Source organism: Thiemannella venezuelensis, from assembly GCF_014203605.1.
Taxonomy (GTDB): Bacteria; Actinomycetota; Actinomycetes; order Streptosporangiales; family Streptosporangiaceae; genus Planomonospora_A; species Planomonospora_A venezuelensis.
In genome coordinates, this window is record NZ_JACHJJ010000001.1 from 229,724 (window position 1) to 254,304 (window position 24,581).

The following is a 24,581-nucleotide window of genomic DNA, read 5'->3' on the forward strand; positions in this document are numbered from 1 at the left end:
CATCTCCGTACGGAAGCGTATGGTCAGGTCGGACCATACGCTTCCGTACGGGCATGCCGCAAAACGCCCCGGCCGCCGGGGAGGCGGTCAGATCATCACGTGGGCCTCGGGGCGGCCGACGAAGGAGAACTGCGCGCCGCGGGTGAGCTTGTGGTCGTCGGGCTGCCAGGTGTGCATCGCCGGGTCGCCGCTGCGCCAGTAGACGAAGTTGAACCGGTCGGCCGAGTAGATCTTGACCTTGTCCTCCTTCAACCGGCGGACCAGGCGGGTGTCCTCGCCCCGGGTGACGTCCTCGAAGCCGTAGTGCCGGAACATGTCGGCCTTGCCGAGGAACGTGCCGCCCTGGACCAGCCAGGCGTAGCGGTGCTCCAGGCCGGGCATGCGCAGCATCGTGGTGTTGCGGCTCTCGAAGTAGGCGTAGTGCGCGCCCTTGCCGACCAGCTCGGCCTCGGAGTAGTCGAACGCGCGGACCAGGTCCGACAGGTAGTGCGCGCCGTACAGGTTGTCGTCGTCCATCTTGGCGATCAGCTCGCCCTCGGCCGCGGCGATGCCCGTGTTCATGCACGCGCCGAGCGACATCGACGGGTCGGCGGGGAGCACCACGACGTCGGAGATCCCGGCCATGCGGGCCTTGTCGGCGACGACCACCGGGTCGATGTCCATGCCGTGCAGGACCATCACGAGCTGCAGCGGCCGGTGGATCTGCCGGGCCACGGAGGAGATGGCGTGCTCGATCTGGGCGGGCCGGTTGGTGGGCAGCACCACGGACACCGAGCGGGTCCGCGGTGCGACGGGCTTGCCGAGGAGCTGGAGGATCTGGTCCACGCGGTGCGAGAACAGGTGCTTGTCGAAGACCTCGCGCATGGCCAGGTGGCCCTGTCGGGCGCGGAGCTCGGGGCTGTTGACCAGATGCAGGACCTGGTTGTACGACTCCAGCTCGTCGCGGGCGATCGGGACCAGCTCGCCGAACGTCTCCTCGACGGCCCGGGACCAGCCGGAGACGACCGGGGTCGCGCAGGCCGAGAGCTCGAAGACCCGGCGGGCGCACATGGTCGGCGAGTCGAGCACCGAGTTCACGTTGAGGAAGACCTTGTACATCTTGTACGCGGCCAGCATCCGGTCGTACGGCAGCTCGCCCACGATGTGCGGGACGTACTTGGCGGGCCAGGCGTACTTCTCGTCGACCGTGCCGTTGCGGGCGAAGATGTGCAGGCCGAGCTCGCGGATCGGGTTGAGGACGGTCTCCATCTGCTCGCGGCGCTCGGGGTGCTTGTCCCGGAAGTACATGCCCGCGAAGACCACGTCGTGCAGGCGGCCCTGCTTCTCCTGGATGGGGTTGTGCACCCGGGGCTGGGCCGCGAACTGCAGGACGTCGATCCGGTCGTGCCCCAGAATTTCACGATATTTCGGCACCATGTCGCCGTCACACGTGAACACGTAGTCGAACAGCTTGGCCGTGTCGATGAAGAAGTCGAAGTTCGGCGGGTCCTCCTTGTTCCAGAAGACCGTCGGGATCCCCTCCTGGCGGCACCAGTCGATCAGCGCGCGCAGCTCGGGCTTGGGCGCGTTGGTCCCGGTCATCTGGTAGCGCCAGCGGCCCTGGTTGCCGTGCCAGGCCGACTCCACGAACAGCAGCTCGGGCCGGCGCTCGGCGAAGACCTCCGGCCAGTCGCGCAGCCCGAACTCGATCTGGTCCCACTCGTACCTGAACGCCATCCGGGAGAAGTCGTCCAGGATGACCGCGACCTTCATGTCCGGCCGCACGATCGGCCCGGCCGGCCACTTCACCTGGGGCACGTCCACGGCCGGTCCCCGGTCGTCGAGCTCCCTGGCGACCTCCGCCACCGGCCGCGGCGCCGCGGGCCCCTTGCGGGGCCGCATCGCGGCCTTCAGCTTCCGGGGCAGCCGGACCAGTCCCGGCGCCCCCTTCGACCCCGTCAGCGCCTCGGCCACCCGGTACGGGCGCTGGACCTTGGTGGACTCCAGCTTCCACTGCGCGTAGTCCGCCCGGGCCTCGGCGATCGCCAGGCGCCGCTCCAGGTCCCGGACGCGCTCCTCGAAGCGCTCGATGACCTTGCGGTCCTCGGGCAGCCAGTTGACCGGCCCGAGACGCTGGAACGCCGGCTCCTCGGGGGTCTCTTCGCTCGCGGGGGAAGTCATGGGAATCGCCTTCGTCCGGGTCGTGCCAGCGTACGGCGTGCGCCGTACGGAAAAAGGTGTTTTACAGGGATTTGGGCGGTACGGCCTGCGAAGCCGGAGAGAGGTTCTCCCCCGCCAGCCAGGACGCGATCACCCGTGCGATCCGGGGCCCGGCCTTGCCGTCCCAGAGCGGGGGCAGCTCGCCCGAAGGCGTCGCCGCGCCGTCGGCCAGGGCCTTGTCGGCGGCGGCCGGGAGCAGGGCCGGGGTGACCAGGCGGTTGGTGCCGTGGGTCACGGTGACCGGCCGCTCGGTGTTGGGCCGGACGGTCAGGCAGGGCACGCCGAGCATGGTCGTCTCCTCCTGCACGCCGCCGGAGTCGGTGACGACCAGGGTCGCGCCCCGGACCAGGGAGAGGAAGTCCACGTAGCCCAGCGGGTCGACGATCAGCAGGTTCCCGCCGGTCACCAGCCCGGCCGCGGCCAGGCGCTCGCGCCCGCGCGGGTGGATCGGGACCACGATCGGCAGGCGCTCGCCCACCTGCAGGACGGCGTCCACCAGCTCCTTGGCGGCGGCCGGGTCGTCGACGTTGGCCGGGCGGTGCAGGGTGGCCACGCCGTACCGCTCGGGCAGGCTCAGCCGCTCGCGCACCGGCGCCGGGTCGAGGCGGTCGAGCGCGGAGAAGAGGCTGTCGATCATCGGATTGCCGACGAGGTGGACGCGCGCCGGGTCCACGCCCTCGTTCGACAGGTGTGACAGGGCGTCCGGCGAGGTGGCGAAGAGGATGTCGGACAGGGCGTCGGTGACGACGCGGTTGACCTCCTCGGGCATGCCCCGGTCGAAGGAGCGCAGGCCCGCCTCGACGTGCGCGGTCGGGACGCCGAGCTTGGCGCAGACCAGGATCGCCGCCAGCGTCGAGTTCACGTCGCCGTAGACGACGACCAGCGCCGGGCCGTGCTCCAGCACGACCTCCTCCAGGCCGGTCAGCAGGGCCGCGGTCTGGCGGGCGTGCGAACCGGAGCCGACGCCCAGGTTGGCGACCGGGTCGGGGAGCCCGAGGTCGGCGAAGAAGACGTCCGACATCAGCGCGTCGTAGTGCTGGCCGGTGTGGACGATGCCCTGCCGCACCCCCAGGTCGGTGAGGCCGCGCACGACGGGGGCGGCCTTCACGAAGTTGGGGCGGGCGCCCAGCACGTGCAGGACGAGGGGGTTCTCGGGGGCCTTCTCGGGGGCCGGAGCCGCCTGCGACGGGGCTGAGTCCCTCATTGACCTCGCCTTTCATGGGGGAGTGGGGCAAACGTTGCCTATGGTACGGTCACGACCGTGGTACCTGACGCCAGTCGGCCGGAGTCCTCAGCACCCTCGACGGTTTCCGCGAAGTCGGCGCGTGCCGGTCTGCGCGGCCTCCTCAAGGGGTTCGCCCAGCATCCGATCATTGTTTCCCGGGTCGTCGCGACCAAGGTCAAGAGCGACCCCGTGCGCGTCGCGCAGGCCGCCGCGGAGGCGCTTCCGCCGCGGCTGCGCCCCGTCGTGGGCAGCGTCGCCTGGCCCGTCGCGCGCCGTCTCAGGATCACCGTGCGCAAGCTGGGCATGCGCATGGTCCAGGGGCCGTGGAACGAGGCCAAGGAGCACTTCGACGCCGGCCGGATGACCGAGGCCGCCGAGGTGCTCAGGACGCACTCCAAGTACCCGTTCATCAAGCGCAGGGCCGCCTACTACGCCGGCGAGCTGGCCGCGATCCAGCCCAACCCGATCCCGCCCAAGTCCAAGGTGATCGTGGGCGAGCGGGTCGAGGGCCGGGTGCTGCACTGCGTCACCAACGCGCTGCCGTACACCCAGGCCGGCTACACCGTGCGCACGCACCGGATCGTCACGGCGCAGAAGGCCGCCGGCCTGGACCCGCACGTCGTCACCAGCTGGGGCTGGCCGATGATGCAGGGCCACGCCGACGCCACGCCGTACGAGGAGCTCGACGGCATCCCCTACCACCGGCTGCTGCCCAGCGGCGAGGTGCCGTTCGAGAGTCAGGGGCGGATGATCCGCGGCGCCGGCGAGGTGACCGAGCTGGTCAGGACGCTCCGGCCGCAGGTGGTCCACGCCGCGACCGACCACCGCAACGGCTCGGTGGCGCTGGCCGTGCGGGAGCGGACCGGCACGCCCATGGTCTACGAGGTGCGGGGCTTTTTGGAGGAGACCTGGGCCTCCCGCGACCCCAAGCGGGTCGGCAGCCAGCGGCACGTGCTGCAGCGCGACCGCGAGGCGTTCATCATGCGCTCGGCCGACGCCGTGGTCACCCTCGCCGAGACCATGGCCGCCGAGATCGTCGAGCGGGGAGTGCCCCGCGAAAAGATCTACCTCGCGCCCAACGCGGTGGACGACTCGCTGCTGACCGCCTCCTACGACGGCGCGGCGTTCCGCGCGGCGTACGGCATCGCGGACGACGAGATGGTCATGGGCTCGGTCTCCAGCATCGTGGCCTACGAGGGTTTCGCGACGATGATCAGCGCGGCCGCCCTCCTGCGCGACCGGGGGACCCCGGTCAGGGTGCTGCTCGTCGGCGACGGCGCCGAGCGGCCGGCCCTGCTGGAGCAGGTCGAGGCGCTCGGCCTGCAGGACATCGCGATCCTGCCTGGAAGGGTCGGGCCCGACGAGGCCCTGCAGGCCCAGTCGGCGATCGACATCTTCGTCTGCCCCCGCGAGGACCTGCGGGTTTGCCGACTTGTTACGCCATTGAAACCCGTCGAGGCGATGGCGCTCGGAAAGCCCGTCGTGCTCAGCGATCTGCCCGCCCTGTCGGAGCTCGTGGGCTCCGAAGGCGCCGGGCTGCTGGTCGCCCCCGGAGACCCGGAGGCCCTGGCCGAGGCGGTCGCCGGACTCCGCGACGACCCGGAGCGGCGGGCCCTGATGGGCGAGGCGGGAAGGGCCGAGGTCGCCGCGAAACGCACGTGGAGCCGGGTCGCGGAGACGTATCGTGAGCTCTACCGGTCGATCGCCGGTTGATGACGGGGTGACAATCACGGACATCCTTCATGTTTGTGATGCGTTTAGTTGCATCAGGCGTGGCTTGTGCCGAGTTGAGATAACCTTTGCGACCATGAAGTGTTGTTTCCGGCTCCCCAGGGTCTCCCAGTGACCGGCCCAGCGACCGGCTACGACCTGGCCGTGATCGGTCTGGGCTACGTCGGCATGCCGCTGGCCAAGGAGGCCACCGCGGCAGGGCTGCGCGTCGTCGGTTTCGAGGTCGACCCCCGCAAGGTGGACGCCCTCAACGCCGGGCGCTCCTACATCGACGACCTGACCGACGCCGACCTCGAGCACATGCTGGCCAGCGGCTTCACCGCGACGCTGGACGAGAAGGTGCTGGCCGAAAGCCGCACCATCGTCATCTGCGTCCCCACCCCGCTGGACGAGGACCACCGGCCCGACCTGTCCGCGGTGGAGGGCGCCACGGCCACCGTCGCACGCAACCTCTCGGCCGGCTCGCTGGTGGTCCTCGAGTCCACCACATGGCCCGGCACCACCGACGAGGTCGCCCGTCCCCTGCTGGAGTCCTCGGGGCTCACCGCGGGCAAGGACTTCCACCTCGCCTTCTCGCCCGAGCGCATCGACCCGGGCAACCCCAAGTTCGGCCTGCGCAACACGCCCAAGGTCGTCGGCGGCTACACCGCGGCCTGCCGCGACATCGCCGCCGCGTTCTACGCCCAGTTCATCGAGCAGGTCGTCCCGGTGAGCGGCACCCGCGAGGCCGAGATGGCCAAGCTCCTGGAGAACACCTACCGGCACGTCAACATCGCCCTCGTCAACGAGATGGCGATCTTCTGCGACGAGCTCGGCATCAACCTCTGGGAGTCCATCGAGGCCGCGGCCACCAAGCCGTTCGGCTTCCAGAAGTTCCTGCCCGGCCCGGGCGTGGGCGGCCACTGCATCCCGGTCGACCCGTCCTACCTGTCCTACACCGTGCGCAAGCTGGGCTACCCGTTCCGGTTCGTGGAGCTGGCCCAGGAGATCAACGAGCGGATGCCGTCCTACGTGGTGGCCCGCGTGCAGCGGCTGCTCAACCGGCACCGGAAGGCCGTCAACGGCTCCCGGGTGCTGCTGCTGGGAGTCACCTACAAACCCGACATCGCCGACGAGCGCGAGACCCCGGCCCTGCCGGTGGCGCGGGCCCTGCTGGAGCTCGGCGCCGACCTGGTCTTCGCCGACCCCTACGTCAAGGAATGGCAGGTGGACGGCACCCGGGTGCCACGCGAGGAGAACCTCGCCAAGGCGGTCGCCGAAGCGGACATCACACTGCTGCTCCAGCAGCACGCCGCCTTCGACCTGTCGACCGTCGAGGACCACGGCAGGCTCGTGCTCGACACCCGAGGCGTGCTCGCCGAGGGTGAACGCGTCGAGCGGCTCTAGCGACGAAGGGGCTGCGCGCAGTGCACGTGCTCGTCATGACGGTGGTGCATCACCCCGAGGACGCCCGGATCCTGCACCGGCAGATCCGCGCGCTCGTGGATGCCGGTCATGAGGTCACGTATGCCGCGCCGTACACCGCGCGGGGCGTCATGGCGCGATCCTGGGTGAACGGGGTCGACCTGCCCCGCGCGGCGGAGCGCAGGCGGTTCGCCGCCGTGCGCGCCGCCCGCAAGGTGTTCAAGAGCATGCGGGACCAGGTCGACCTGGTGGTCATCCACGACCCCGAGCTGCTGCTCGCGGTGGCGGGCGTGCGCAGGCGCCCCCCGGTGGTCTGGGACGTGCACGAGGACACCCCGGCGACGCTCTCGCTCAAGCCCTGGCTGCCCGCCTTCCTCCGGCCGCCGGTGCGCTTCCTGGCCCGTCTGCTGGAGGGCACGGCCGAGCGCCACCTGCACCTGCTGCTGGCCGAGACCGCCTACGCCGGGCGGTTCCGCGACGCCCACCTGGTGGTGCCGAACGAGACGTGGGTGCCCGACGGCGTCACCGAGCCGGGCGACGACCGGATCGTCTACCTCGGCTGGCTCTCGGAGGCCCGCGGCGTGCACGAGGCCATCGAGGTGGCCCGCCTGCTCCAGCCGTACCGGGTGGCGGTGGAGCTGATCGGCTACGCCGACCCGCAGTCGCGGCCGCTGCTGAACGAGGCGGTGACCGAGGGCCTGCTGGAGTGGCGCGACTTCATGCCCAACGACGAGGCGCTCAAGCGGCTCGACGGCGCGCTGGCGGGCCTGTCGCTCCTGCACGACGAGCCCAACTACCGCCACTCCATGCCCACGAAGATCGTGGAGTACATGGCCCACGGGATCCCGGTGATCACGACTCCGTCGCCGCGCGCGGTGGAGCTGGTCGAGCGCTACGGCAGCGGCGTGGTCGTGCCCTGGCGGGACCCCAAGGCCGTGGCGCAGGCCGTGCTCACCCTCCGCGACGACGTCCGGGAGCGGCATGCCCAGGGCGCCCGCGGGTATGCGGCCGCCCGTGCGAACCACCACTGGCCCAACTCGGCCCGCCGCTTCGTCGCCCAGCTGGAGGCGTGGGCGGGTGTCAAGGGCTGAGCCCGTGCGCGACCCGCACGCCGGTCCTCCTTACGCCTGCCTGATCACCGGAACGGTAGTGTCCTGAACGTGCGCTGGTTCACCGCTGTCCTCGGTGTGGCGATCCTCGCCGCGGTGGCGGCCGTCGTGCTGGTCCTGCCCTCCGACGGCTCCGCCCCGTCCGGTGGGGCTCCGCCGGTCGCGTCCTCCTCCTCCGCCTCGCCCGCCCCCCGGCCGAGCGAGTTCACCGATCCGTGTGGAACGTTCGACACGGAGACGAGCACACCGTACGCGGTCACCGGCTACTGGCTCATCCCGACCGCCGACCACTGCACCTGGCGGCGGCAGTTCCGCGCCATCCACGAGGTCGGCGGCGACACCGTGATCCGGATCGGCTGGGGCCTGCAGGCCCGCGAGGTCGACGGCGAGGGCCGGATCCTCGACTCCGAGGGCGGGATCGACTCCCGGTACGAGCCCTGCCAGGACGACGGCCTGTCCTGCATGGCGGCGGCCGAGCGCGACCTGAAGGCGCTGAACCCCGGCAACCGGATCAGGTGGACGTTCGTCTACCGGACCGACGAGGCGTTCGGCCCGGACATCTTCCGCTGCCCCTCCGTGGAGAAGAAGATCCACACAGGCCGGGCGGTCTTCTACCGGATCATCGCCCCGGCCGACGGCAGCGACGACGCCACCTGCGAGAACCTCAGCTCCGGCGGACGCGAGTACCACATGATCCTGGTCGCCGCGGCGGAGACCGACAGCCTCACCGAGCTGCTCGACCTCGGCGACCGGTTCGGCATGAAGGTCTTCCCCGCGCTGCCGCTGGCCCCGCGCGACCCGGCCCAGATGACCCGCGCCTCGGAGCGGGGCATCGACACCCTCACCACGCTCACCCGGCGCATCCTGCAGGACTACGGCGCCCGCTTCCGGGGGCGGGCCTCGCTCGGCGGCTTCTACCAGGCGTTCGAGCTGCAGATGCGCGACATGGTCTACACCGGCTCGGACGACGCCGAGACCGCGGCCGGCGACCATCCGACGCTCAAGGTCTACGCCTCGCAGCACGAGATCGTCGAGCAGGTGATGCCGGACAAACCCGTCCTGGTCAGTCCCTACCTGGAGGCGCGCAAGAAGAAGGCGTTCAGCGCCACGCCCAGGCAGGCGGCGGCGGGCTTCGAGGCGCTGGCCAGGACCGGGGTCGGGATCATCGCGCCGCAGGACAGCCGGGGCACCGGCAAGGTCGGGCTGTTCTGGCCGGACGAGCGCGACGAGCCGGTGGACGACCTGCTCCGCCCGGTGGTCGGGGAGGGCGTCAGCAACGGCGACGCCTACCACGGCTCGACCCGCGACTACTACCGGGAGATGGCCGGAGCCCGCACCCGGATGGTGGAGCAGGGCCACGACGTGCAGCTCTGGGCCAACGTGGAGGCGTTCGAGCCCTCCGGGGCGGAGTCGTGCGGGAGCCGTACGGGGACCAGGGGCCGCACCTCCAAGGAGCGGCTCGACCGGGCCGTCACCCAGGTCGGCCGGTATGTCTCCAAGGTCGTCTCCTACATGTGGAGCGACTTCTTCACCTGCGGCCGCCCGTCCCTGTCCGAGGAGATCGCCGGCGACCACGACCGGCCGATCCCGGTGGACGCCGTACGGCTCCCGCGCGACATCCAGGACGGCATCGAGATCCGCGGCTACAACCTCGCCGCGGGCGGCAAGGTGACGATCACCTGGGAGGGGCAGGACGCGCCCGGGAGCGTCGCGATCGCCGGGGTGGACCTCGCGCCGCCGCCGCCCGACACGCCGACCGGGATGGGGACGGCCTGGGTGCCGTTCGACTGGACCCGGGTGCCCCCGGAGACCTGGGTGCGCGTCGAGGTCGCCGCGGCCGACGGGCGGAGCGCGGCCGAGCCGTTGCACGTCCGCATCCCCTCCTGATCGGTGTAACGTGCCTGCCGTGACTTCTCCGGTTCCGCGCATCCCCGTCAGCGTGGACCTGGTCGTCCTCACCGTGCGGGCCCAGGCGCTGAGCGCGCTCGTCTGGCTGCGGGACAGGCCGCCCTACGAGGGGCACTGGGCGCTGTCGGGCGGGTTCATCCAGCTCGACGAGGACCTGCCGGCCGCCGCGGCCCGGGTCCTCGCCGAGCGGGCCGGGCTGCCCGGCGCCCCGGTCCACCTGGAGCAGCTGCAGACCTACGGCTACCCCGACCGCGACCCCCGGCAGCGGGTCCTCAGCGTCGCCTACCTGGGTCTCGCCCCCGACCTGCCCGCCTCGACCGAGGCCCACATGAGCTGGCAGCCGGTCACGGCGCTCACGTCCATGGCCTTCGACCACCGCCGGATCATGGTCGACGGGATCGAGCGGGCCCGCGCGAAACTGGAGTACAGCTCGCTGGGGGCGGCCTTCTGCCCGCCCGAGTTCACCGTCGCCGACCTGCGCCGGGTCTACGAGATCGTCTGGGGCCGCCCGCTGGACCCGCGCAACTTCCACCGCAAGGTCACCAACGCCGAGGGCTTCCTGATCCCCACCGGCCGGACCACCACCCGCGACGGGGGCCGCCCCGCCAAGCTCTACCGCCGCGGCCCGGCGGAGCTGCTGCACCCCCCGATGCTCCGCTCCCTCAAGGACTGACCGTCCCGGGGCCCGGTCACCGGTGATCAGATCCGGGTGATCTGTGACAGGTCGATATCGATCGCGAAGGGCACGTCGAGCTTGAGTCTGCCCCGGTGTATCCCGGTGGGGACATAGGAGGTGGTGGCCCGGTCCAGCTCGTACACGTGGACCGAGGGTTCACCGTCCGTGTTCTCCACCAGCCAGAAGTGAGTGATGCCGCTTTCGGCGTAGAGGCGGGGCTTGCGCTCGCGGTCGCGTATCTCCGACTCGGGGGAGACCACCTCGACGGCGAGCACGACGTCCTGCGGCCGGTAGGTCGTCTGCCGCGGCCCTTGTACGGCATCGGCACGGACCACCATGATGTCGGGCTCCGGCCGCTGCCGCCTTCCCAGTGTCACGGTCATCTCGCGGCGGACGGTCAGCCCTCCGGGAACCGTCCGCCGCAGCTCGCTCTCCAGGAGGAAGAGCATCGACATGTGGAAGTTGGTCTGGGGGCTCACGAAGACGAGAGTGCCATCGATCAACTCGGTGTGCGGGGGGATCCCATGAAGTCTGTCGAGGTCGTCGGCGGTGAAGCCGCGCTCCGGCGGGAAGACCCAGTCCGGCAGGGGATCCCACACCGACGGCTCAGAACGGAGCGGCTCGGTCTCGGACAGCGGCGCAGCGCTCATGTCGTCCTCCCGGTCGGGCATGCTCTCACCTCCAGTGTCCCAGGATGATGCCCCATCCGCCCGCTCCTCATAAGGTAAGGCCATGCCTCGTTTCCGTGCGATCCTGGACACAATGCCTGCTTACCGGCCGGGCAAGGCCGTGGTCTCCGCCGACGGCCGGTCCTACAAGCTGTCCTCCAACGAATCCCCCTACGACCCGCTGCCCTCGGTCGTCGAGGCGGTCGCGAAGGCGGCGACGGAGATCCACCGCTATCCGGACCCGGCGGCGACCGCGCTCACCGAGGCCCTCGCCGAGCGGTACGGCGTGCCGGCCGAGCACGTCGCGCTCGGCGCGGGCTCGGTCACCGTGGCCCAGCAGCTCTTCGAGACCGTGAGCGAGCCGGGCGCCGAGGTGGTCTACGCCTGGCGGTCGTTCGAGGCCTACCCGCTCCTGGCCGACCTGGCCGGGGCGACCTCGGTCCGGGTCCCGCTGGCGGAGGAGACCCACCACCTGGAGGCGATGGCGGAGGCGATCACCCCGCAGACCCGGATGGTCTTCGTCTGCAACCCGAACAACCCCACCGGCACGGTCGTGCACGCGGCCGAGCTGGAGTCCTTCCTGAACCGGGTCCCGGAGGACGTGCTGGTCGTGCTCGACGAGGCCTACCGGGAGTACGTCCGGGACGCCGACGTCACCGACGGCCTGGCGGTCTACCGCGACCGGCCGAACGTGGCGGTGCTGCGGACGTTCTCCAAGGCGTACGGCCTGGCCGGGCTCCGGGTCGGCTACCTGGTCGCGAACGAGCCGGTGGCCTCCGCCGTACGCAAGACGATGGTGCCCTTCGCGGTCAACAGCCTCGCCCAGGCCGCCGCGGTCGCCTCGCTCGCCGCCGAGGACGAGCTGCTGGAGCGGGTCGAGGCCGTGGTCAAGGAGCGCACCCGGGTCCGCGAGGCGCTGATCGCCCAGGGGTGGACGGTGCCCGCCACCGAGGCCAACTTCGTCTGGCTCCGGCTGGGCGGGCGCACGCTCGACTTCGCCGCGGCGTGCGCGGTCGAGGGCGTCGCGGTGCGCCCCTTCGCCGGGGAGGGCGCCCGGATCTCCATCGGGAGCCCGGAGGCCAACGACACCTTCCTGGCCGCCGCCGCGGCCTTCAGGGAAGCCTGAGGCCCCGGGAGACCGGAGCCGGTGGGGCGGCGGGGGCACGGAGCCCCTGTCGCCCCTCACCCGGAGGCGGACCCTCCCGACCTGTCGTCCCGCTCTCAGGCGGAGCCGGCGGCCTCGGCGACCGCGGGCTCCCGCTCCTCCTCCGGCACGGCCCGTCTGCGCCGCTCGGTGGAGACCACCAGCGCGACGCCGACGACGATCACCAGGCCGGCGGCGACCATCGAGCCGGTGACCGGCTCGCTCAGGATCAGCGCGCCCAGGACGACCGCCACGACCGGGTTCACGTAGGCGTAGGTGGACACGAGCGAGATCGGCGCGTTGCCCAGCAGCCACACGTAGGACGTGAAACCGACCAGCGAGCCGATCAGGACCAGGTAGACCAGCGCGGCCCAGGACCGGCCCGAGACGGCGGCGAGGTCCAGCCGCTCGCCGATCACGGTGGCCGTCGCCGCCAGCCCGGCGGCGCCCGCCACCATCTCCACCGCGCTCGCGGCGAAGGGGTCGGCGGGCATCGGGATCCGCGAGGACAGGAACGACCCGACCGACCACGACAGCGACGCCAGCAGGATGGTCACGATGCCCGCGGTGGTCCCGGCGCCGCTCCCGCCGCTCAGCGAGAGCGCGGCGACACCGCCGAAGCCGACGAGCACGCCGGTCAGCGTGAGCACCCGGGGCCGGTCCCGCGTGACGATCCGGAAGACCACCAGCCAGAGCGGCACCGAGGCCACCAGCAGCGCGGCCAGCCCGCTGGAGATGTGCTGCTCGGCGACCGCGACCATGCCGTTGCCCGCGGTCAGCAGGAGCAGCCCGACCAGCGCGGCCCCGCAGAACTCCCGCCACGTCATCCGGAAGGCCGCCCGGCCCCGGATCAGGAGGACCGCGGCGGCCAGGAGCAGCGCGGCCACGGAGAAGCGCATGGCCCCGCTGGACAGCGGCGGGATCGTCTCGATTGTGATCATGATGCCGAGGTACGTGGAGCCCCACACCACGTAGACGATCGACAGAGCTCCCCAGACGAGGAGTGATGTGCGCCTGTCAGCAGTGTCCGGACTCATAGCCCATGACAATACCGGCCGAGTCGGACATTCCGTGTGAGGTATCCACCCTCTGGGACGGTCCGTGAGAACGCCGGAGAGGGACCCGTGAGGCCCGGGGGTGCGCGGGCGCCGTCACCGCGGCTCCGCGCCCCCCGCCGGGCCCATGGGGGCGGCCCCACGCGCTCCCATGGGCCCACGGGCGGGTCAGCGGCTGCCGAGCTTCTCCACGATCAGCCGGTAGAGCTGCCGGGGGCGGCCCGGCTGGGGGGTCCGGTTCGGCGGGAGCGGCCACGCGAGTCCCTCGTCCACCAGCGTGCGCAGCAGCCGCCGTGCCGTACGCGAGGTGACGCCGAGCATCTTGCCGGCGCTCTCCGCGTCCACCACCGTGTCCCCGCTCTCCAGCTTGGCCGCCAGCCGGGCCAGCACCTCCACGCCCTTGGGCTTCATCGGCCCCGTGCCGTGCGGAGGCATCCTGGGCGCGGGGATCAGCGCCCTGCCCTCGCGGTCCACGGCGAAGCCCTGCGCCTGCTTGCCCGCCTGGGTCCTGGCCAGCGCCGCCCGGGCGTGCGCCTCGGCGTCGTGGGTGGTACGGCCCATGCCGACGCCGACCTCCACCGCCAGGCCGAGCTCGTCGCGGACCCGGGCGGCGAACGGGAGGACCCGGAAGCCCTCGGTGGCCGAGGCCACCGAGCCGCGGGTCGCGGTGACCATGTAGCTGTGGTCGTCGATCGCGGTCACCGTCGCGTTGATCCGGTTGGCCTCCTGGACCAGCAGCCGGTGCAGCGAGAGCCGGAGCTCGTCGCGCCAGTGCCGCGGCGCGGCCCGGCGGACCGGCTCGCGCAGCGTGGGCACCTCCACCAGGACCACGGTGAGCTGCGACTCCTCCAGCCGGTGGTGCGCGCCGAGCAGGGCGGCGGTGTGCAGTGCCGTACGGACCGCGGCGGAGGTCGGGCGGACCCTGATCACCGGGACCTCCGCGGCACGCAGGCGGTCGGCGACCGCCGGGAGGCAGGTGAGCGCCCCGGTGGTGCCGCCCTGGCGGGCGAGGCGCTCGTGGAAGGCGGCGATCGTGCCCGTGGCGCCCGGCTCGTCGCGGCTGTGCACGTTCTCCACCGGCAGGCCCAGATCGGTGTAGGCCTCCTCGACGTCCGCCCGGCTCAGCACGTCGACGCTGACCCGGCGCGGGTCGATCCGCTCGTCCAGCGCGGCCCTGGCCAGTGCGGCGATCAGCGCGGCCCCGCCGAGCTGGACGTAGGTCGCCGGCATCGTCAGCACCCCCGACCTCCGGGCGAGGTCGTAGGGGACCGGGCTGGCGAACAGGCAGGCGTCCACGCCCGACCCCAGCCGGGTGACCTTGTCCGAGGCCTCCTGCTCGTCCCGGTAGGCGGCGGCCACGAGGCGGCAGGGCAGGGGCGCCGCCGTGTGACCCATCAGCATCACTCGCTCGACGAGGTCATGGGGGCCCACCACACCGATAGTGAGGTCCGGTGTCATGGCACCCGGGCGTGACACTCGTGGAGCTTCCTCTGCCCGCTCGACCAATGTTCGTTCCCATCCTGCCGTCCGTTGATTTCGGCTCTCTTTTGGAACGATCGCTCGTTGGGGCCATAATGTCACGCCCGATTTGATGTCAATCCGCGGCCAACTTCCGGCGGTTAACCCCTAACTCCGCTGTTTACACAGGTCGAGGCAGTTACCGGTGGGTTGAAACCGGTTCATTATGACGATGAAATCTCCTGTGTCACATCCGCGCCCAGAGACTGCATGCGCTCGGCGAGATATGAGTGGCCGCGGTCGATGAGATAACCCGACTCGATCACCGTTTCCCCCTCGGCGGCGAGGGCGGCGAGCACCAGTGCGATTCCGGAGCGCAGGTCGTGCGCGGTCACCTCGGTGCCCAGCAGCGGGGTGGCCCCCCGCACGACCGCGCTGTTCTCCTTGACCTCGATGTCGGCGCCCATCTTGTTGAGCTCCGAGGCCAGCGCGAACCGGCCGTCGAAGATGCGCTCGTGGATGTAGCTGGCGCCGTCGGCGAGGCAGGCGACCGCCATGATCGGCGACTGCAGGTCGGTGGCGAAGCCGGGGTAGGTGTCGGTGATCACGTTGATCGGACGGAGCGGGCGGTCCCGCCGCACGTGGAGCACCGCGCCGTGGTCGGCGAACTCCACCCCCATCTGCTCCAGCTTGTAGCGGACCACGCCGAGGTGGTCCAGGTCGGCGCCGACCAGGTTGACCTCGCCGCCGGTCATGGCCGCGGCCATGGCGAACACGCCCGCGTCGAGCCGGTCGGGCATCACGGTGTGCTCGACGGCGTGCAGCTCCTCCACGCCCTCCACGGTGATGAACCCGGTGCCGCCGCCGCTGATCTTCGCGCCCATCCGGGTGAGCATCTCGATGACGTCGAGGACCTCGGGCTCCAGCGCCGCGTTCTCGATCACGGTGGTGCCGCGTGCCAGGGCGGCGGCCATGATCAGGTTCTCGGTGCCGGTGTGCGAGGGGGTGTCGAGGTACAGCGTGGCGCCGGTGAACCCGGCGGCCTTGACGTGGATGACGGCGTCGCCCTCGTTCACCACGGCGCCCAGGCGCTTGTAGCCCAGGTAGTGGAAGTCCAGGTTGCGGCTGCCCAGGTTGCAGCCGCCCACGCCCTCGATGATCGCCTCGCCGAGGCGGTGCAGCAGCGCGGGGACGAACAGCACGGAGCCGCGGAAGCGGCGGGCGATCTCCGCGGGCAGGATCGGGCTGTTCAGGCCGGAGGCGTCGATGACCAGCGTGCGCTCCTTCTCGTGGAGCTCGACCCTGGCGCCGATGGCCTCGGCCAGTTCCACCGCGCGCCGGACGTCCTCGATGATGGGAACGTTGCGCAGCACCGTGCGGCCCTTGGCGGCGAGCAGCGCCGCGCCGATCATCGGCAGCACGGCGTTCTTCGCGCCCTGGATGAAGGCGGTTCCACGCAGTGCGTTGCCACCGCGTACGCGGTAACGGACCATGCGTCATGCTCCTTGGAAATGGAGAGGTTGTGACTCGTGCGCCGGGGACGGCGGCCGGAGCGTCGGGCCAACAGTAGCCGTTACGCACCTTTCGAACCGGGCACTTCGGGGAGCGACTACCCCGTGAACGACTGACCAGTCAGCTTCTCATAGGCCTCCACATAGCGATCCCGGGTGCGTTCGACCACGTCGTCGGGGAGGGGCGGCGGGGCCTCGCCGGAGGCGCGGTCCCAGCCGGAGGCGGGGGAGGTGAGCCAGTCGCGGACGTACTGCTTGTCGAAGGAGGGCTGCTGGCGGCCTGGTTCCCACCGGTCGAGGGGCCAGAAGCGGGAGGAGTCGGGGGTCAGCACCTCGTCGCCGAGGGTCAGCACGCCGTCGGCGTCCCAGCCCAGCTCGATCTTGGTGTCGGCCAGGATGATGCCCCGCTCCAGGGCGATCTCCGCGCCGCGCCGGTAGACCGCCAGCGTGATCCGGCGCAGTTCCTCGGCCACGTCGGCGCCGACCTCGGAGACGACCCGCTCGAAGCTGATCGGCTCGTCGTGCTCGCCGACGGCGGCCTTGGTCGAGGGGGTGAAGACCGGCTCGGGCAGCCGGGACCCGTCCACCAGGCCGGGCGCCAGCCGTACGCCCGAGACCTCGCCGTCGCGGCGGTAGTCGATCAGGCCGGACCCGGTCAGGTAGCCCCGCGCGACGCACTCCACCGGGACCATCCGCAGCGGCCTGCACAGCACGCTCCGCCCGTCGGGCCCCGGCCCCGCCACGTGGTTGGGGACCACGTCGGCGAGCTGCTCGAACCACCACAGCGACATCTGGGTGAGGATCGTGCCCTTGTCCGGGATGTCGGGGGTCAGGACGTGGTCGAAGGCCGAGATGCGGTCCGAGGCGACCATCAGCAGCAGGCCGTCGTCGGTCTGGTACAGGTCACGGACCTTGCCGGAGTGCAGGTGCTTCACACGCACAAGTGTGACAGGTGGCCTAGACCTCCCTGATGAGGGGAAGGCTCCGCAGCCGTTCGCCGATGTGCGCGGCGACGAAACCGGGCACGGGACAGTCCTGTTCGATCTGGGGCCACGAGCCGGCCATCGCGGTGACGGCATGCCGTACGGTCTCCGTCACCATGTCGGGATCGGCCCCGATCGTCTGGGCGAGGCTCCGGAAGTGGTCCAGCGTGATGTGGCGGGTGTCGGGCTGCCCGGCCGGTGGGAGTGTCAGGACGTCCTTCTGGAAGGCGTCGTAGGACATGACGGAGACGAAGTCGTAGGCGGGCGAGAGCCGTCTCCGCCGACCGTCCGGATACCGGAGCGACCAGTTCTTCAGATGCTCGTCGGTGTTGCCCATCACCACGCACGCCGCCAGTCGCCTGATGTACTCGCCGAGGTCCTCCGGGCACTCCCGCTGGATGATCAGGCCGACATGCTCGGCCTGCCCCCGGTCCTTCTCGTACGGCAGCAGCCCGAAGATCTGCGCGAAGTCCTCCTGATGGACGCGCAGGCCGCTGTCCCGGTCGAAACGCCGGATGGCGAAGGCCGTCCCGGTGAGGGTGGTCAGCTCGGCCGGGACGTTCTCCAGGGCGTCGATGGGGACCAGCGTGTGCTCCGGCACCTCGATCCCCGCCAGCGCCGCCCAGGCCATCATGGCGTGCTCGTTCTCAGGCAGGTGGTCGTGGCTCCGGCTGGGGAACTTCACGATCCAGTCGCCGCCCACCCCGACGTACCGGAAGCCGGTGGGTGTGCGGACCATGGAGAGCTTCACCTGCATTCCGGCGAGGGAGAAGCTCATCTTCTGCGTACCGGGGTGCGGCGTGTCGTCCTCGGCGGGGGCTTCGGACGGGGTGTCCTCCCCGATCACCCGTACGGCTCCCGGAAGGTCCTGTCCGAGATGGGTGAGCAGCGTGAAGTCGCTGACGGACTTGAGCCCGAGCTGGGCGGTGAACAGGCGGCGCAGCCCGGACTCCCGCTCCGGGAGCAGGTTGGCGAACCACGGCGGCAACTGGCCGCCCGGCGCCTTGTCGACCGCGCGCGGGTTGTACTCGTAGTGCAGGCCCAGCACAGGCCGGTCCGGCGCTCGGTCCATGTAGCGGAAGGAGACTCTTCCCGCCCGCTGCTCGAGCTCGCCAACAACGCGGTCACCGAGCACAACCTCGGCGGTTGTCCGGCCGTTCACAGGTCGCTCCCCGGAGTGATCAGGCTTGTGGGGTCGGGCCCGTCGGGAAAGCCGAACAGGGCGTTCTCCTGGACGTGCTCGGCGATGGCCGCCTGGACGAGCTCGGCTCGATGCGCGATGAACTCGTGCCGCCTTCCGGCTGCCAGCAGCTTCAGACCTTGCTCGTCGATGAGATGGCTTTCCAGGACGTCCGGATCGAGATCCCCGGCGGTCAGCCTCCGCCGTATGTCCTCGGACGGCACATCGTGCGGATGAACCAGATGATTGGCCATCGTGCCATGAAGTTCTTCGCTACCGGGCACGATTGTGACCAGCGGTCCCTTGTCATCTTCCATGACGCCCTGGATGTCCACGACCGTGCCGAGGAGATGGTCGGCTTCGCCGCGCTGGGCGAGAACGCGAGGGCGGCGGGACAACATCCCCAGGAGGTTGACCTTCGTCTGAGGCTGGTGAAGACGGACGGCGGACAAGTCGGGGGCCCAGGTCTCGGAGGGTGGAAGCAGCCGAAGCAGACGGTCTGCACTGGCCACGGGATCATCGCGGAGGATGGTGTGAACGTCGATGGGGTTCGGGGAGGTGCCTAGCACCGAGCCCCGCCAGATCCAACGGCGGAGGAGCTCTGCCGCGCGTCCCCCAGGAAAACCAAACAGAATGGTAAAGCGTGTCAAAGCGGGCAAAGCGTCCGAATATGGCAGTAGTTGGAAGTGAGGGATTCCTGCTTCGTGCCGCAAGAAACGGACGACGTCTCCCAGTGCCCTTTCCGTGCTGTGGAGGGCTGCACGCCACTCGTCCTTCCTGCGCGGCTTGAGGAGGAGGTCCAGGTCGGGGCGGATCCCCTGGGCGGCGAACACCGAGAGGAGAACCAGCTCTTCCGGGACTACGCCGAAGCCCGCGCTCCTCACAGTCGAAGCCAGCACGCCGAGGTCCGACATGGCTGCCTGCGTGTGTACGGCGCGGTGAGCCCAGCCGATCTCGTCGTGCCGGAGCGGGATGGCGGAGCTGTTGATTCTCTGGAAGACCTCCGCTTGGCGGGAGAAGGCGAAGTCGTCACCTTCGAGCACGTACATGGCGATGGGGAAGTCGCGCACGGCGGTCACCACCGTGTCGCATCGTGCAAGTTCGGTATCGGTCAGCCATGGGCGATTGCGCTGCCACTCCAGCATCGCGGTGTTGCTCAGCGCCGCCGACATCGGAAACCAGTGTTCGGGCACCGGCCCGCGCCGTTCGGGGGATGCGGGGTCCGGAGAGGCGAAGGCGTTCGATCGCAGATCGAAGAAGATCTCGAACCGTGGATCGTTCGTCTCCGGCGGAGCCGCCAGAGCGCCGACCAGGCTGGTGACGCGTTGCTGGCCGTCGATCACCCAGAACGCGTCCGGCCTGGCTTCTGCGGCGACCGTCAAGGGGCCGATGTGCAGGGTCGCCGCGTCCGCGGATCGTTGCGAAACGATCAGAGTTCCGACGGGGTAGCCCTGGATGATGCTCTCGAAGAGGTTCAGAACATCCTCGCGTCCCCAGGAGTAGGAGCGCTGGAAGGTCGGAATGCGGATGCGGCCGGCCAATGCCCACGCCACGAGCTCGGATGGTCTCGTCTGCTCCACCCTCGGCCGAGTCGCCACGCCCGAGCCTCCCGTCTGTCGGATCAATCGTAAGCGGCGACGCTTGTCCGATCCGGCCTTCGACCGATGGGAACGATTACACGGCGGCTGGGTGGGAGAGCGCCTGTGCGCCGATCGGCGAAGCGGATGACGGGTCCGGGCAAGCGACGGCGCTTACCCGGACATCGAGGCCGGAACCGGCTCACGAGAGATCGGTTGCCGGTCCGGCCACAGTGCTACAGGGCCTGGGCGGCGATGTCGGTGCGGTGGTGGGAGCCGCGCAGCCGGATCCGGCCGGTCAGCTCGTAGGCGGCGGCGCGGGCCGCGGCCACGTCGGGGCCGGTGCCGACCACACTGAGCACCCGTCCGCCGCTGGAGACCACCCGGTCGCCGTCGGAGGCCGTCCCGGCGTGCAGCACGTAGGCGCCCTCGACCTCGTCGGACAGGCCCTCGATCACGTCGCCCTTGACCGGGTCGGCCGGGTAGTTCTCGGCGGCGACCACGACGGTCACCGCCGCGCCGCCGCGGTAGGAGATCGGCCCGAACGCGTCCAGCGTCCCGGTCGCGCAGGCGAGCAGGAGGCCGGCCAGCGGGGTCGCCAGGCGGTCCAGCACGACCTGGGTCTCCGGGTCGCCGAACCGGGCGTTGAACTCGATCACCTTCGGGCCCTTGGAGGTCAGGGCCAGGCCGACGTAGAGCACCCCGGTGTACGGCGTGCCGCGCCGGGCCAGCTCCGTCACGGTCGGGAAGACCGTCTCGGACATGACCTGCTCGGTCAGGCCCTCCGGAGCCCAGGGCAGCGGGGTGTAGGCGCCCATGCCGCCGGTGTTGGGGCCCTCGTCGCCGTCGTAGGCGCGCTTGTGGTCCTGGGCGGGCTGGAGCGGGACGGCGGTGGTCCCGTCGCAGAGCGCGAACAGCGAGACCTCGGGGCCGTCGAGGAACTCCTCGATGACGACCCGGTCGCAGGCGGCGGCGTGCCGGAGCGCCTCGTCGCGGTCGCCGGTGACCACGACGCCCTTGCCGGCGGCCAGCCCGTCGTCCTTGACCACGTACGGCGCGCCGAACTCGTCGAGCGCGGCGGCCGCCTCCTCCGGCGTGGCGCAGGTGCGGGAGCGCGCGGTGGGCACGCCCGCGGCGGCCATGACGTCCTTGGCGAAGGCCTTGGAGCCTTCGAGCCGCGCGGCCTGCGCGGACGGCCCGAAGCAGGGCACGCCCGCCCGCCTGACCGCGTCGGCGACCCCGGCCACCAGCGGTGCCTCGGGGCCGACCACGACCAGGTCCGCCTCCAGCTCCACGGCCAGGGCGGCGACCGCCGCCGGATCGGTCGAGGTCACCCGGTGCAGGGTCGCGACCTGCGCGATCCCGGCGTTTCCGGGAGCACAGTGGACCTCGGTGACCTGGGGGTCTGCTGCCAGCGACCGGCACAGGGCATGCTCACGCCCGCCGGATCCAATCACAAGAACGCGCACGCGGGAGAGCCTATCCGCCTCGGCGCCGCCGGACTCGTCCACAGGCTGTGGAAAACCGTCCGCCCTCCGGGAGCCGGGAACGGCCGTCCGCCGGTGCGCGGGGCCCGGCGCGCCGGCCGGACCCTGGGAGTACGCTTGGAGTCGTCTCCGTTTCCTGTGTGGTAGGTTCGGATGACTTTGCGTGTCTCCTGCTGATTGGAGGTGGTTCGGGATGTCCTCTGGCGATCCCAGCAGTACGTGCTCGCGCACCCTGCTCGTGCGCACTCTCGACCACTTCTCCATATCGGTGCCCGATCGGCCCTGCGCGCTTTCCTGTTCGAACTGAGGTGACATCGCGTCGCGCGTGGGAAAGGCCGGATCGGGCGGGAAGGCATGACATGCGCTCCTCGCTTCTTTTTCCCCGTATCAAGCACGCACGTGCTGTCCGCGCCCCGCACGCCCCCTCTGTTCCGGTCCGCGACCGGCTGAACGGCACCTGCGTCGCGCCGAGCGACTCCCTCGTCGAGTACGCCGCCTACATCGGCGGCAAGAGGATCGAGGCGCTGGGCATCCCCGACGCCCTGGAGCTCGTCCGGGCGCACAACGCGACCCGCGAGAAGGCCGACGGCTTCGTCTGGGTCGGCCTGCACGAGCCCGACGCCCCCGAGGTCGAGTGGCTGGCCGAGGTCTTCGACCTGCACCCGCTCGCCGTCGAGGACGCCGTCAAGGCTCACCAGCGGCCCAAGGTGGAGCGCTACGACGACTCGCTCTTCGTGGTCCTGAAGACCGTCGCCTACCTGGAGCACCCCGAGCTGACCGCGACCAGCGAGATCATCGGCACCGGCGAGATCATGGCGTTCGTCGGCCCCGACTTCGTGGTCACCGTGCGGCACGGCAAGTACTGCCCGCTCTCGGAGGTGCGCGAGCGCCTGGAGGACAAGCCCAAGCTGCTCAACCGCGGCCCGACCGGCGTGCTGCACGCCATCGCCGACCACGTCGTGGACAAGTACCTGCACGTGGCCGACGAGATGCAGGCCGAGCTGGAGGAGGTGGAGGCCATGGTCTTCGCCGACGTCAGCGCCCGCGACATCGGCCGCATCTACAACCTCAAGCGCGAGATGATCGAGATGAAGCGGTCCGTGACCCCGCTCCAGTCCCCGATGTCCACCCTCGCCCAGCGCCGGATGATCCCCTCCGAGATGCGCGAGTACTTCCGCGACGTCGTCGACCACCTCGCCCGCGTCTGCGAGCAGGTGGAGTCCTCCAACGAGCTCTGCAACTCCGTGCTGCAGGCGGCGCTCGCCCGCTCCAACGCCCTCGCCAACGAGGACATGCGGAAGATCTCCTCGTGGGTCGCCATCATGGCCGTCCCCACGATGATCGCCGGCATCTACGGCATGAACTTCGAGCACATGCCGGAACTCGACTCCGTCTACGGCTACCCCGTCGTGATCGGCGTCATGGTGGTCGCCTGCTCGCTGCTCTACCGCGGCTTCCGCCGCAACGGCTGGCTGTAGCGGCCGTTCCCGGTCTGGGCGCGGACCATCCGCGTGTACAGCCCGTCCCGGTCACGGAGCAGGTCCGGGCGGGTGCCCTGCTCCACGACCCGGCCTCCCTCCAGGGCGATGACGGCGTCGAAGCAGTCGACCACGCCGAACCTGTGAGTGATCATCACGGTCGTGCGCCCCCTCCGCTCGGCCAGGACCGCCTCGACGACCGCCTGCTCGGTCAGCGGATCGAGCGCAGAGGTCGCCTCGTCGAGCACGAGCACGGGTGTGTCGGCCAGGAGCGCGCGGGCGAGGGCGATGCGCTGCCGTTCGCCGCCGGACAGCATCGCCCCCCGCTCTCCCACCAGCGAGTCGTAGCCGTCGGGGAGCTCGGCGATCCGGTCGTGGATGCGGGTGATCTCGCAGACACGGACCAGTTCGTCCGCGGTGGCCGAGGGGGCGGCGTATCTGAGGTTGTCGGAGATCGACCCCTGGAAGAGGAAGGGTTCCTGTACGGCGATGCAGATCCTTGCGGGCATGGGCGCCCGGACCTCCGATCCGTCCACCTCGACGGAGCCCTCGGCCGGTGGATGCAGCCCGGCGAGCAGGTGGCCGAGCGTCGTCTTGCCGGACCCGCTCGGGCCGATGACCAGCGTGGCGGAGCCGGCCGGGATGTCGACGTCCACCTCGCGCAGGGCCGGCCGCTCCTTCGCGTCCGTGCCCGGATAGCGGAAGGCGGCCCGGCGGACGGTGAGCGCGCCGGGCCCTCGGCCGGTGTCCCGCCGCGGCTCGCCCTCCGGCCGGAGATCGAGGTACTCGAAGACCCGGGTGAAGGCGCCCAGGACGGACCGGATCTCGGTGGAGACGTTCAGGATCTGCCACAGGGGCTGATGGATCCGCGCCTGCAGCACGGTGAAGGCGGCCAGCGTGCCGGGGGTCGTGCCGTCCGCCAGTCCTGCCGCCAGGAACACCAGGTAGGGGGTCAGCACGAAGAAGAGGTGCCCCGCGCTCAGCACCCCCTGGGCCACCAGCCCGGAGCGCACCCCCAACGCCGCCAGCCGCTCGCTCTCCGCGCCGAACCCGGCGACCTCGTCGTCGCGCCTGCCGTGCACCCTGGCCATGGTGACGCCGCCCAGGGACAACCGCTCGGCGACGATCGAGGCCAGCTCGGCCCGGACGCGCTGGCCGGCGGCCGACAGCTTCTCCAGCGCCCGCCCCGACCGGGAGGCGACCAGGAGGACGAGGGGCGAGAACACCAGGGCGACGCCCGCGAGCACCGGGGACAGAGCCACCATCATGGCGGCCGCGGCCACGAATCCGAACACGCCGGCGAGCACGCCGGGCAGGGTGTCCTTGACCGCGTTCTCGATCTGCGCGGTGTCACCCGCGAGACGCGACTGGATCTCGCCGCCCCGTTCGGTGGCGAAGAAGGTCAGCGGCATGCGCTGGAGGAGAGTGAACATCTCCACCCGCAGCGAGTGCACCACCCGCTGCGCGACCCGGGACGACACCCAGGTCTGCCCGAGGTCGACGGCGCCCACCGCGCAGGCCAGCGCCGCCGCCGACGCGGCTATCAGGGCCAGCAGCGGCAGGTCCGGGCCGTCCGGACCGAAGAGCGCCCGATCGAAGACCGCCTGCGTCAGCAGCGGGACCGCGGCGTTCAGGGCCGAGTAGGCCACGATGAGCGCGGTGATGACGCAGACGGCCGATCTGTACGGCAGGAAGAGCCGCACGATCCTGCGCCGGGTCCCGGGGGCGGAGGGGGACTCCGGAGCGGAGCGGGGGCGATCGCGCACGGCCGGGCCTGTCCTTGTCTGG

The 24,581-nt window shown here is 70.9% G+C and carries 18 protein-coding genes; 7 read left to right on the forward strand and 11 right to left on the reverse strand.

What is annotated here, in order from left to right:
* Positions 1–87: 87 nt before the first annotated feature.
* Both FHS22_RS38875 and wecB read right to left on the reverse strand, forming a co-directional pair.
* Positions 88–2,160 carry a glycosyltransferase family protein gene (locus FHS22_RS38875; protein ID WP_184937544.1) on the reverse strand — a complete coding sequence of 691 codons (2,073 nt, stop codon included), beginning with the start codon at positions 2,158–2,160 and terminating at the stop codon, positions 88–90.
* Between the two features lie 61 nt (positions 2,161–2,221).
* Positions 2,222–3,403 (reverse strand): non-hydrolyzing UDP-N-acetylglucosamine 2-epimerase, encoded by a 1,182-nt coding sequence (wecB, locus tag FHS22_RS01275; RefSeq protein WP_184937546.1) that lies wholly within the window; start codon positions 3,401–3,403, stop codon positions 2,222–2,224.
* Positions 3,404–3,460: 57 nt separating this feature from the next.
* On the opposite strand from wecB, the gene FHS22_RS01280 reads away from it, so the two are divergent.
* From FHS22_RS01280 to FHS22_RS01300, 5 genes are all read left to right on the forward strand, one after another.
* Complete coding sequence (locus tag FHS22_RS01280; RefSeq protein WP_184937548.1) at positions 3,461–5,137, forward strand: glycosyltransferase family 4 protein; 1,677 nt, start codon at positions 3,461–3,463, stop codon at positions 5,135–5,137.
* Positions 5,138–5,266: 129 nt separating this feature from the next.
* Positions 5,267–6,541: a nucleotide sugar dehydrogenase gene (locus FHS22_RS01285; RefSeq protein ID WP_338047547.1), complete on the forward strand. Its 1,275-nt coding sequence runs from the start codon at positions 5,267–5,269 to the stop codon at positions 6,539–6,541.
* A gap of 20 nt (positions 6,542–6,561) precedes the next feature.
* On the forward strand, positions 6,562–7,650 hold the full coding sequence (locus FHS22_RS01290) for a glycosyltransferase (protein WP_184937550.1): 1,089 nt from the start codon (positions 6,562–6,564) through the stop codon (positions 7,648–7,650).
* 69 nt (positions 7,651–7,719) lie between these two features.
* On the forward strand, positions 7,720–9,555 hold the full coding sequence (locus FHS22_RS01295) for a DUF4434 domain-containing protein (RefSeq protein ID WP_184937552.1): 1,836 nt from the start codon (positions 7,720–7,722) through the stop codon (positions 9,553–9,555).
* A gap of 19 nt (positions 9,556–9,574) precedes the next feature.
* On the forward strand, positions 9,575–10,249 hold the full coding sequence (locus FHS22_RS01300) for an NUDIX hydrolase (RefSeq protein ID WP_184937554.1): 675 nt from the start codon (positions 9,575–9,577) through the stop codon (positions 10,247–10,249).
* A 26-nt stretch (positions 10,250–10,275) separates the two neighbouring features.
* Here FHS22_RS01300 and FHS22_RS01305 read toward each other — a convergent pair whose 3' ends face one another.
* Complete coding sequence (locus tag FHS22_RS01305; RefSeq protein ID WP_184937556.1) at positions 10,276–10,923, reverse strand: Uma2 family endonuclease; 648 nt, start codon at positions 10,921–10,923, stop codon at positions 10,276–10,278.
* 61 nt (positions 10,924–10,984) lie between these two features.
* Here FHS22_RS01305 and hisC point away from each other — a divergent pair, with 61 nt between their 5' ends.
* Positions 10,985–12,046, forward strand: a complete 1,062-nt coding sequence (gene hisC, locus FHS22_RS01310) for a histidinol-phosphate transaminase (protein WP_184937557.1) — start codon at positions 10,985–10,987, stop codon at positions 12,044–12,046.
* A gap of 95 nt (positions 12,047–12,141) precedes the next feature.
* Here the strand turns inward: hisC and FHS22_RS01315 are convergent, their stop codons facing one another.
* The 7 genes from FHS22_RS01315 to purD all read right to left on the reverse strand — a co-directional run bounded on the left by FHS22_RS01315 (position 12,142) and on the right by purD (position 21,297).
* Positions 12,142–13,101 (reverse strand): EamA family transporter, encoded by a 960-nt coding sequence (locus FHS22_RS01315; protein ID WP_184937559.1) that lies wholly within the window; start codon positions 13,099–13,101, stop codon positions 12,142–12,144.
* Between the two features lie 186 nt (positions 13,102–13,287).
* Positions 13,288–14,577 (reverse strand): GTP cyclohydrolase IIa, encoded by a 1,290-nt coding sequence (locus FHS22_RS01320; protein WP_184937561.1) that lies wholly within the window; start codon positions 14,575–14,577, stop codon positions 13,288–13,290.
* 224 nt (positions 14,578–14,801) lie between these two features.
* Entirely contained in the window at positions 14,802–16,070 is a 1,269-nt protein-coding gene (gene murA, locus FHS22_RS01325; RefSeq protein ID WP_184937563.1) for a UDP-N-acetylglucosamine 1-carboxyvinyltransferase, read from the reverse strand.
* Positions 16,071–16,186: 116 nt separating this feature from the next.
* Entirely contained in the window at positions 16,187–17,023 is an 837-nt protein-coding gene (locus FHS22_RS01330; RefSeq protein ID WP_184938381.1) for a phosphoribosylaminoimidazolesuccinocarboxamide synthase, read from the reverse strand.
* Between the two features lie 22 nt (positions 17,024–17,045).
* On the reverse strand, positions 17,046–18,233 hold the full coding sequence (locus tag FHS22_RS01335; RefSeq protein ID WP_184937565.1) for a HipA domain-containing protein: 1,188 nt from the start codon (positions 18,231–18,233) through the stop codon (positions 17,046–17,048).
* Positions 18,230–19,804 carry a DUF262 domain-containing protein gene (locus FHS22_RS01340; RefSeq protein WP_338047548.1) on the reverse strand — a complete coding sequence of 525 codons (1,575 nt, stop codon included), beginning with the start codon at positions 19,802–19,804 and terminating at the stop codon, positions 18,230–18,232. The genes FHS22_RS01335 and FHS22_RS01340 overlap by 4 nt, the downstream gene beginning before the upstream one ends.
* 260 nt (positions 19,805–20,064) lie before the next feature.
* On the reverse strand, positions 20,065–21,297 hold the full coding sequence (gene purD / locus FHS22_RS01345; protein WP_184937569.1) for a phosphoribosylamine--glycine ligase: 1,233 nt from the start codon (positions 21,295–21,297) through the stop codon (positions 20,065–20,067).
* A gap of 377 nt (positions 21,298–21,674) precedes the next feature.
* Here purD and corA point away from each other — a divergent pair, with 377 nt between their 5' ends.
* Positions 21,675–22,793 (forward strand): magnesium/cobalt transporter CorA, encoded by a 1,119-nt coding sequence (gene corA / locus FHS22_RS01350; protein ID WP_184937571.1) that lies wholly within the window; start codon positions 21,675–21,677, stop codon positions 22,791–22,793.
* On the opposite strand, the gene FHS22_RS01355 is transcribed toward corA, so the two are convergent.
* Entirely contained in the window at positions 22,760–24,559 is a 1,800-nt protein-coding gene (locus FHS22_RS01355; RefSeq protein ID WP_184937573.1) for an ABC transporter ATP-binding protein, read from the reverse strand. The genes corA and FHS22_RS01355 overlap by 34 nt on opposite strands.
* Positions 24,560–24,581 lie beyond the last annotated feature (22 nt).

Bases quoted from the DNA above. Each gene is read 5' to 3' on its own strand.
- FHS22_RS01320 (WP_184937561.1), bottom strand. From the start codon at position 14,577: ATGACACCGGACCTCACTATCGGTGTGGTGGGCCCCCATGACCTCGTC.
- corA (WP_184937571.1), top strand. From the start codon at position 21,675: ATGCGCTCCTCGCTTCTTTTTCCCCGTATCAAGCACGCACGTGCTGTC.
- FHS22_RS38875 (WP_184937544.1), bottom strand. From the start codon at position 2,160: ATGACTTCCCCCGCGAGCGAAGAGACCCCCGAGGAGCCGGCGTTCCAG.
- FHS22_RS01305 (WP_184937556.1), bottom strand. From the start codon at position 10,923: ATGCCCGACCGGGAGGACGACATGAGCGCTGCGCCGCTGTCCGAGACC.
- FHS22_RS01315 (WP_184937559.1), bottom strand. From the start codon at position 13,101: ATGAGTCCGGACACTGCTGACAGGCGCACATCACTCCTCGTCTGGGGA.
- murA (WP_184937563.1), bottom strand. From the start codon at position 16,070: ATGGTCCGTTACCGCGTACGCGGTGGCAACGCACTGCGTGGAACCGCC.
- hisC (WP_184937557.1), top strand. From the start codon at position 10,985: ATGCCTCGTTTCCGTGCGATCCTGGACACAATGCCTGCTTACCGGCCG.
- wecB (WP_184937546.1), bottom strand. From the start codon at position 3,403: ATGAGGGACTCAGCCCCGTCGCAGGCGGCTCCGGCCCCCGAGAAGGCC.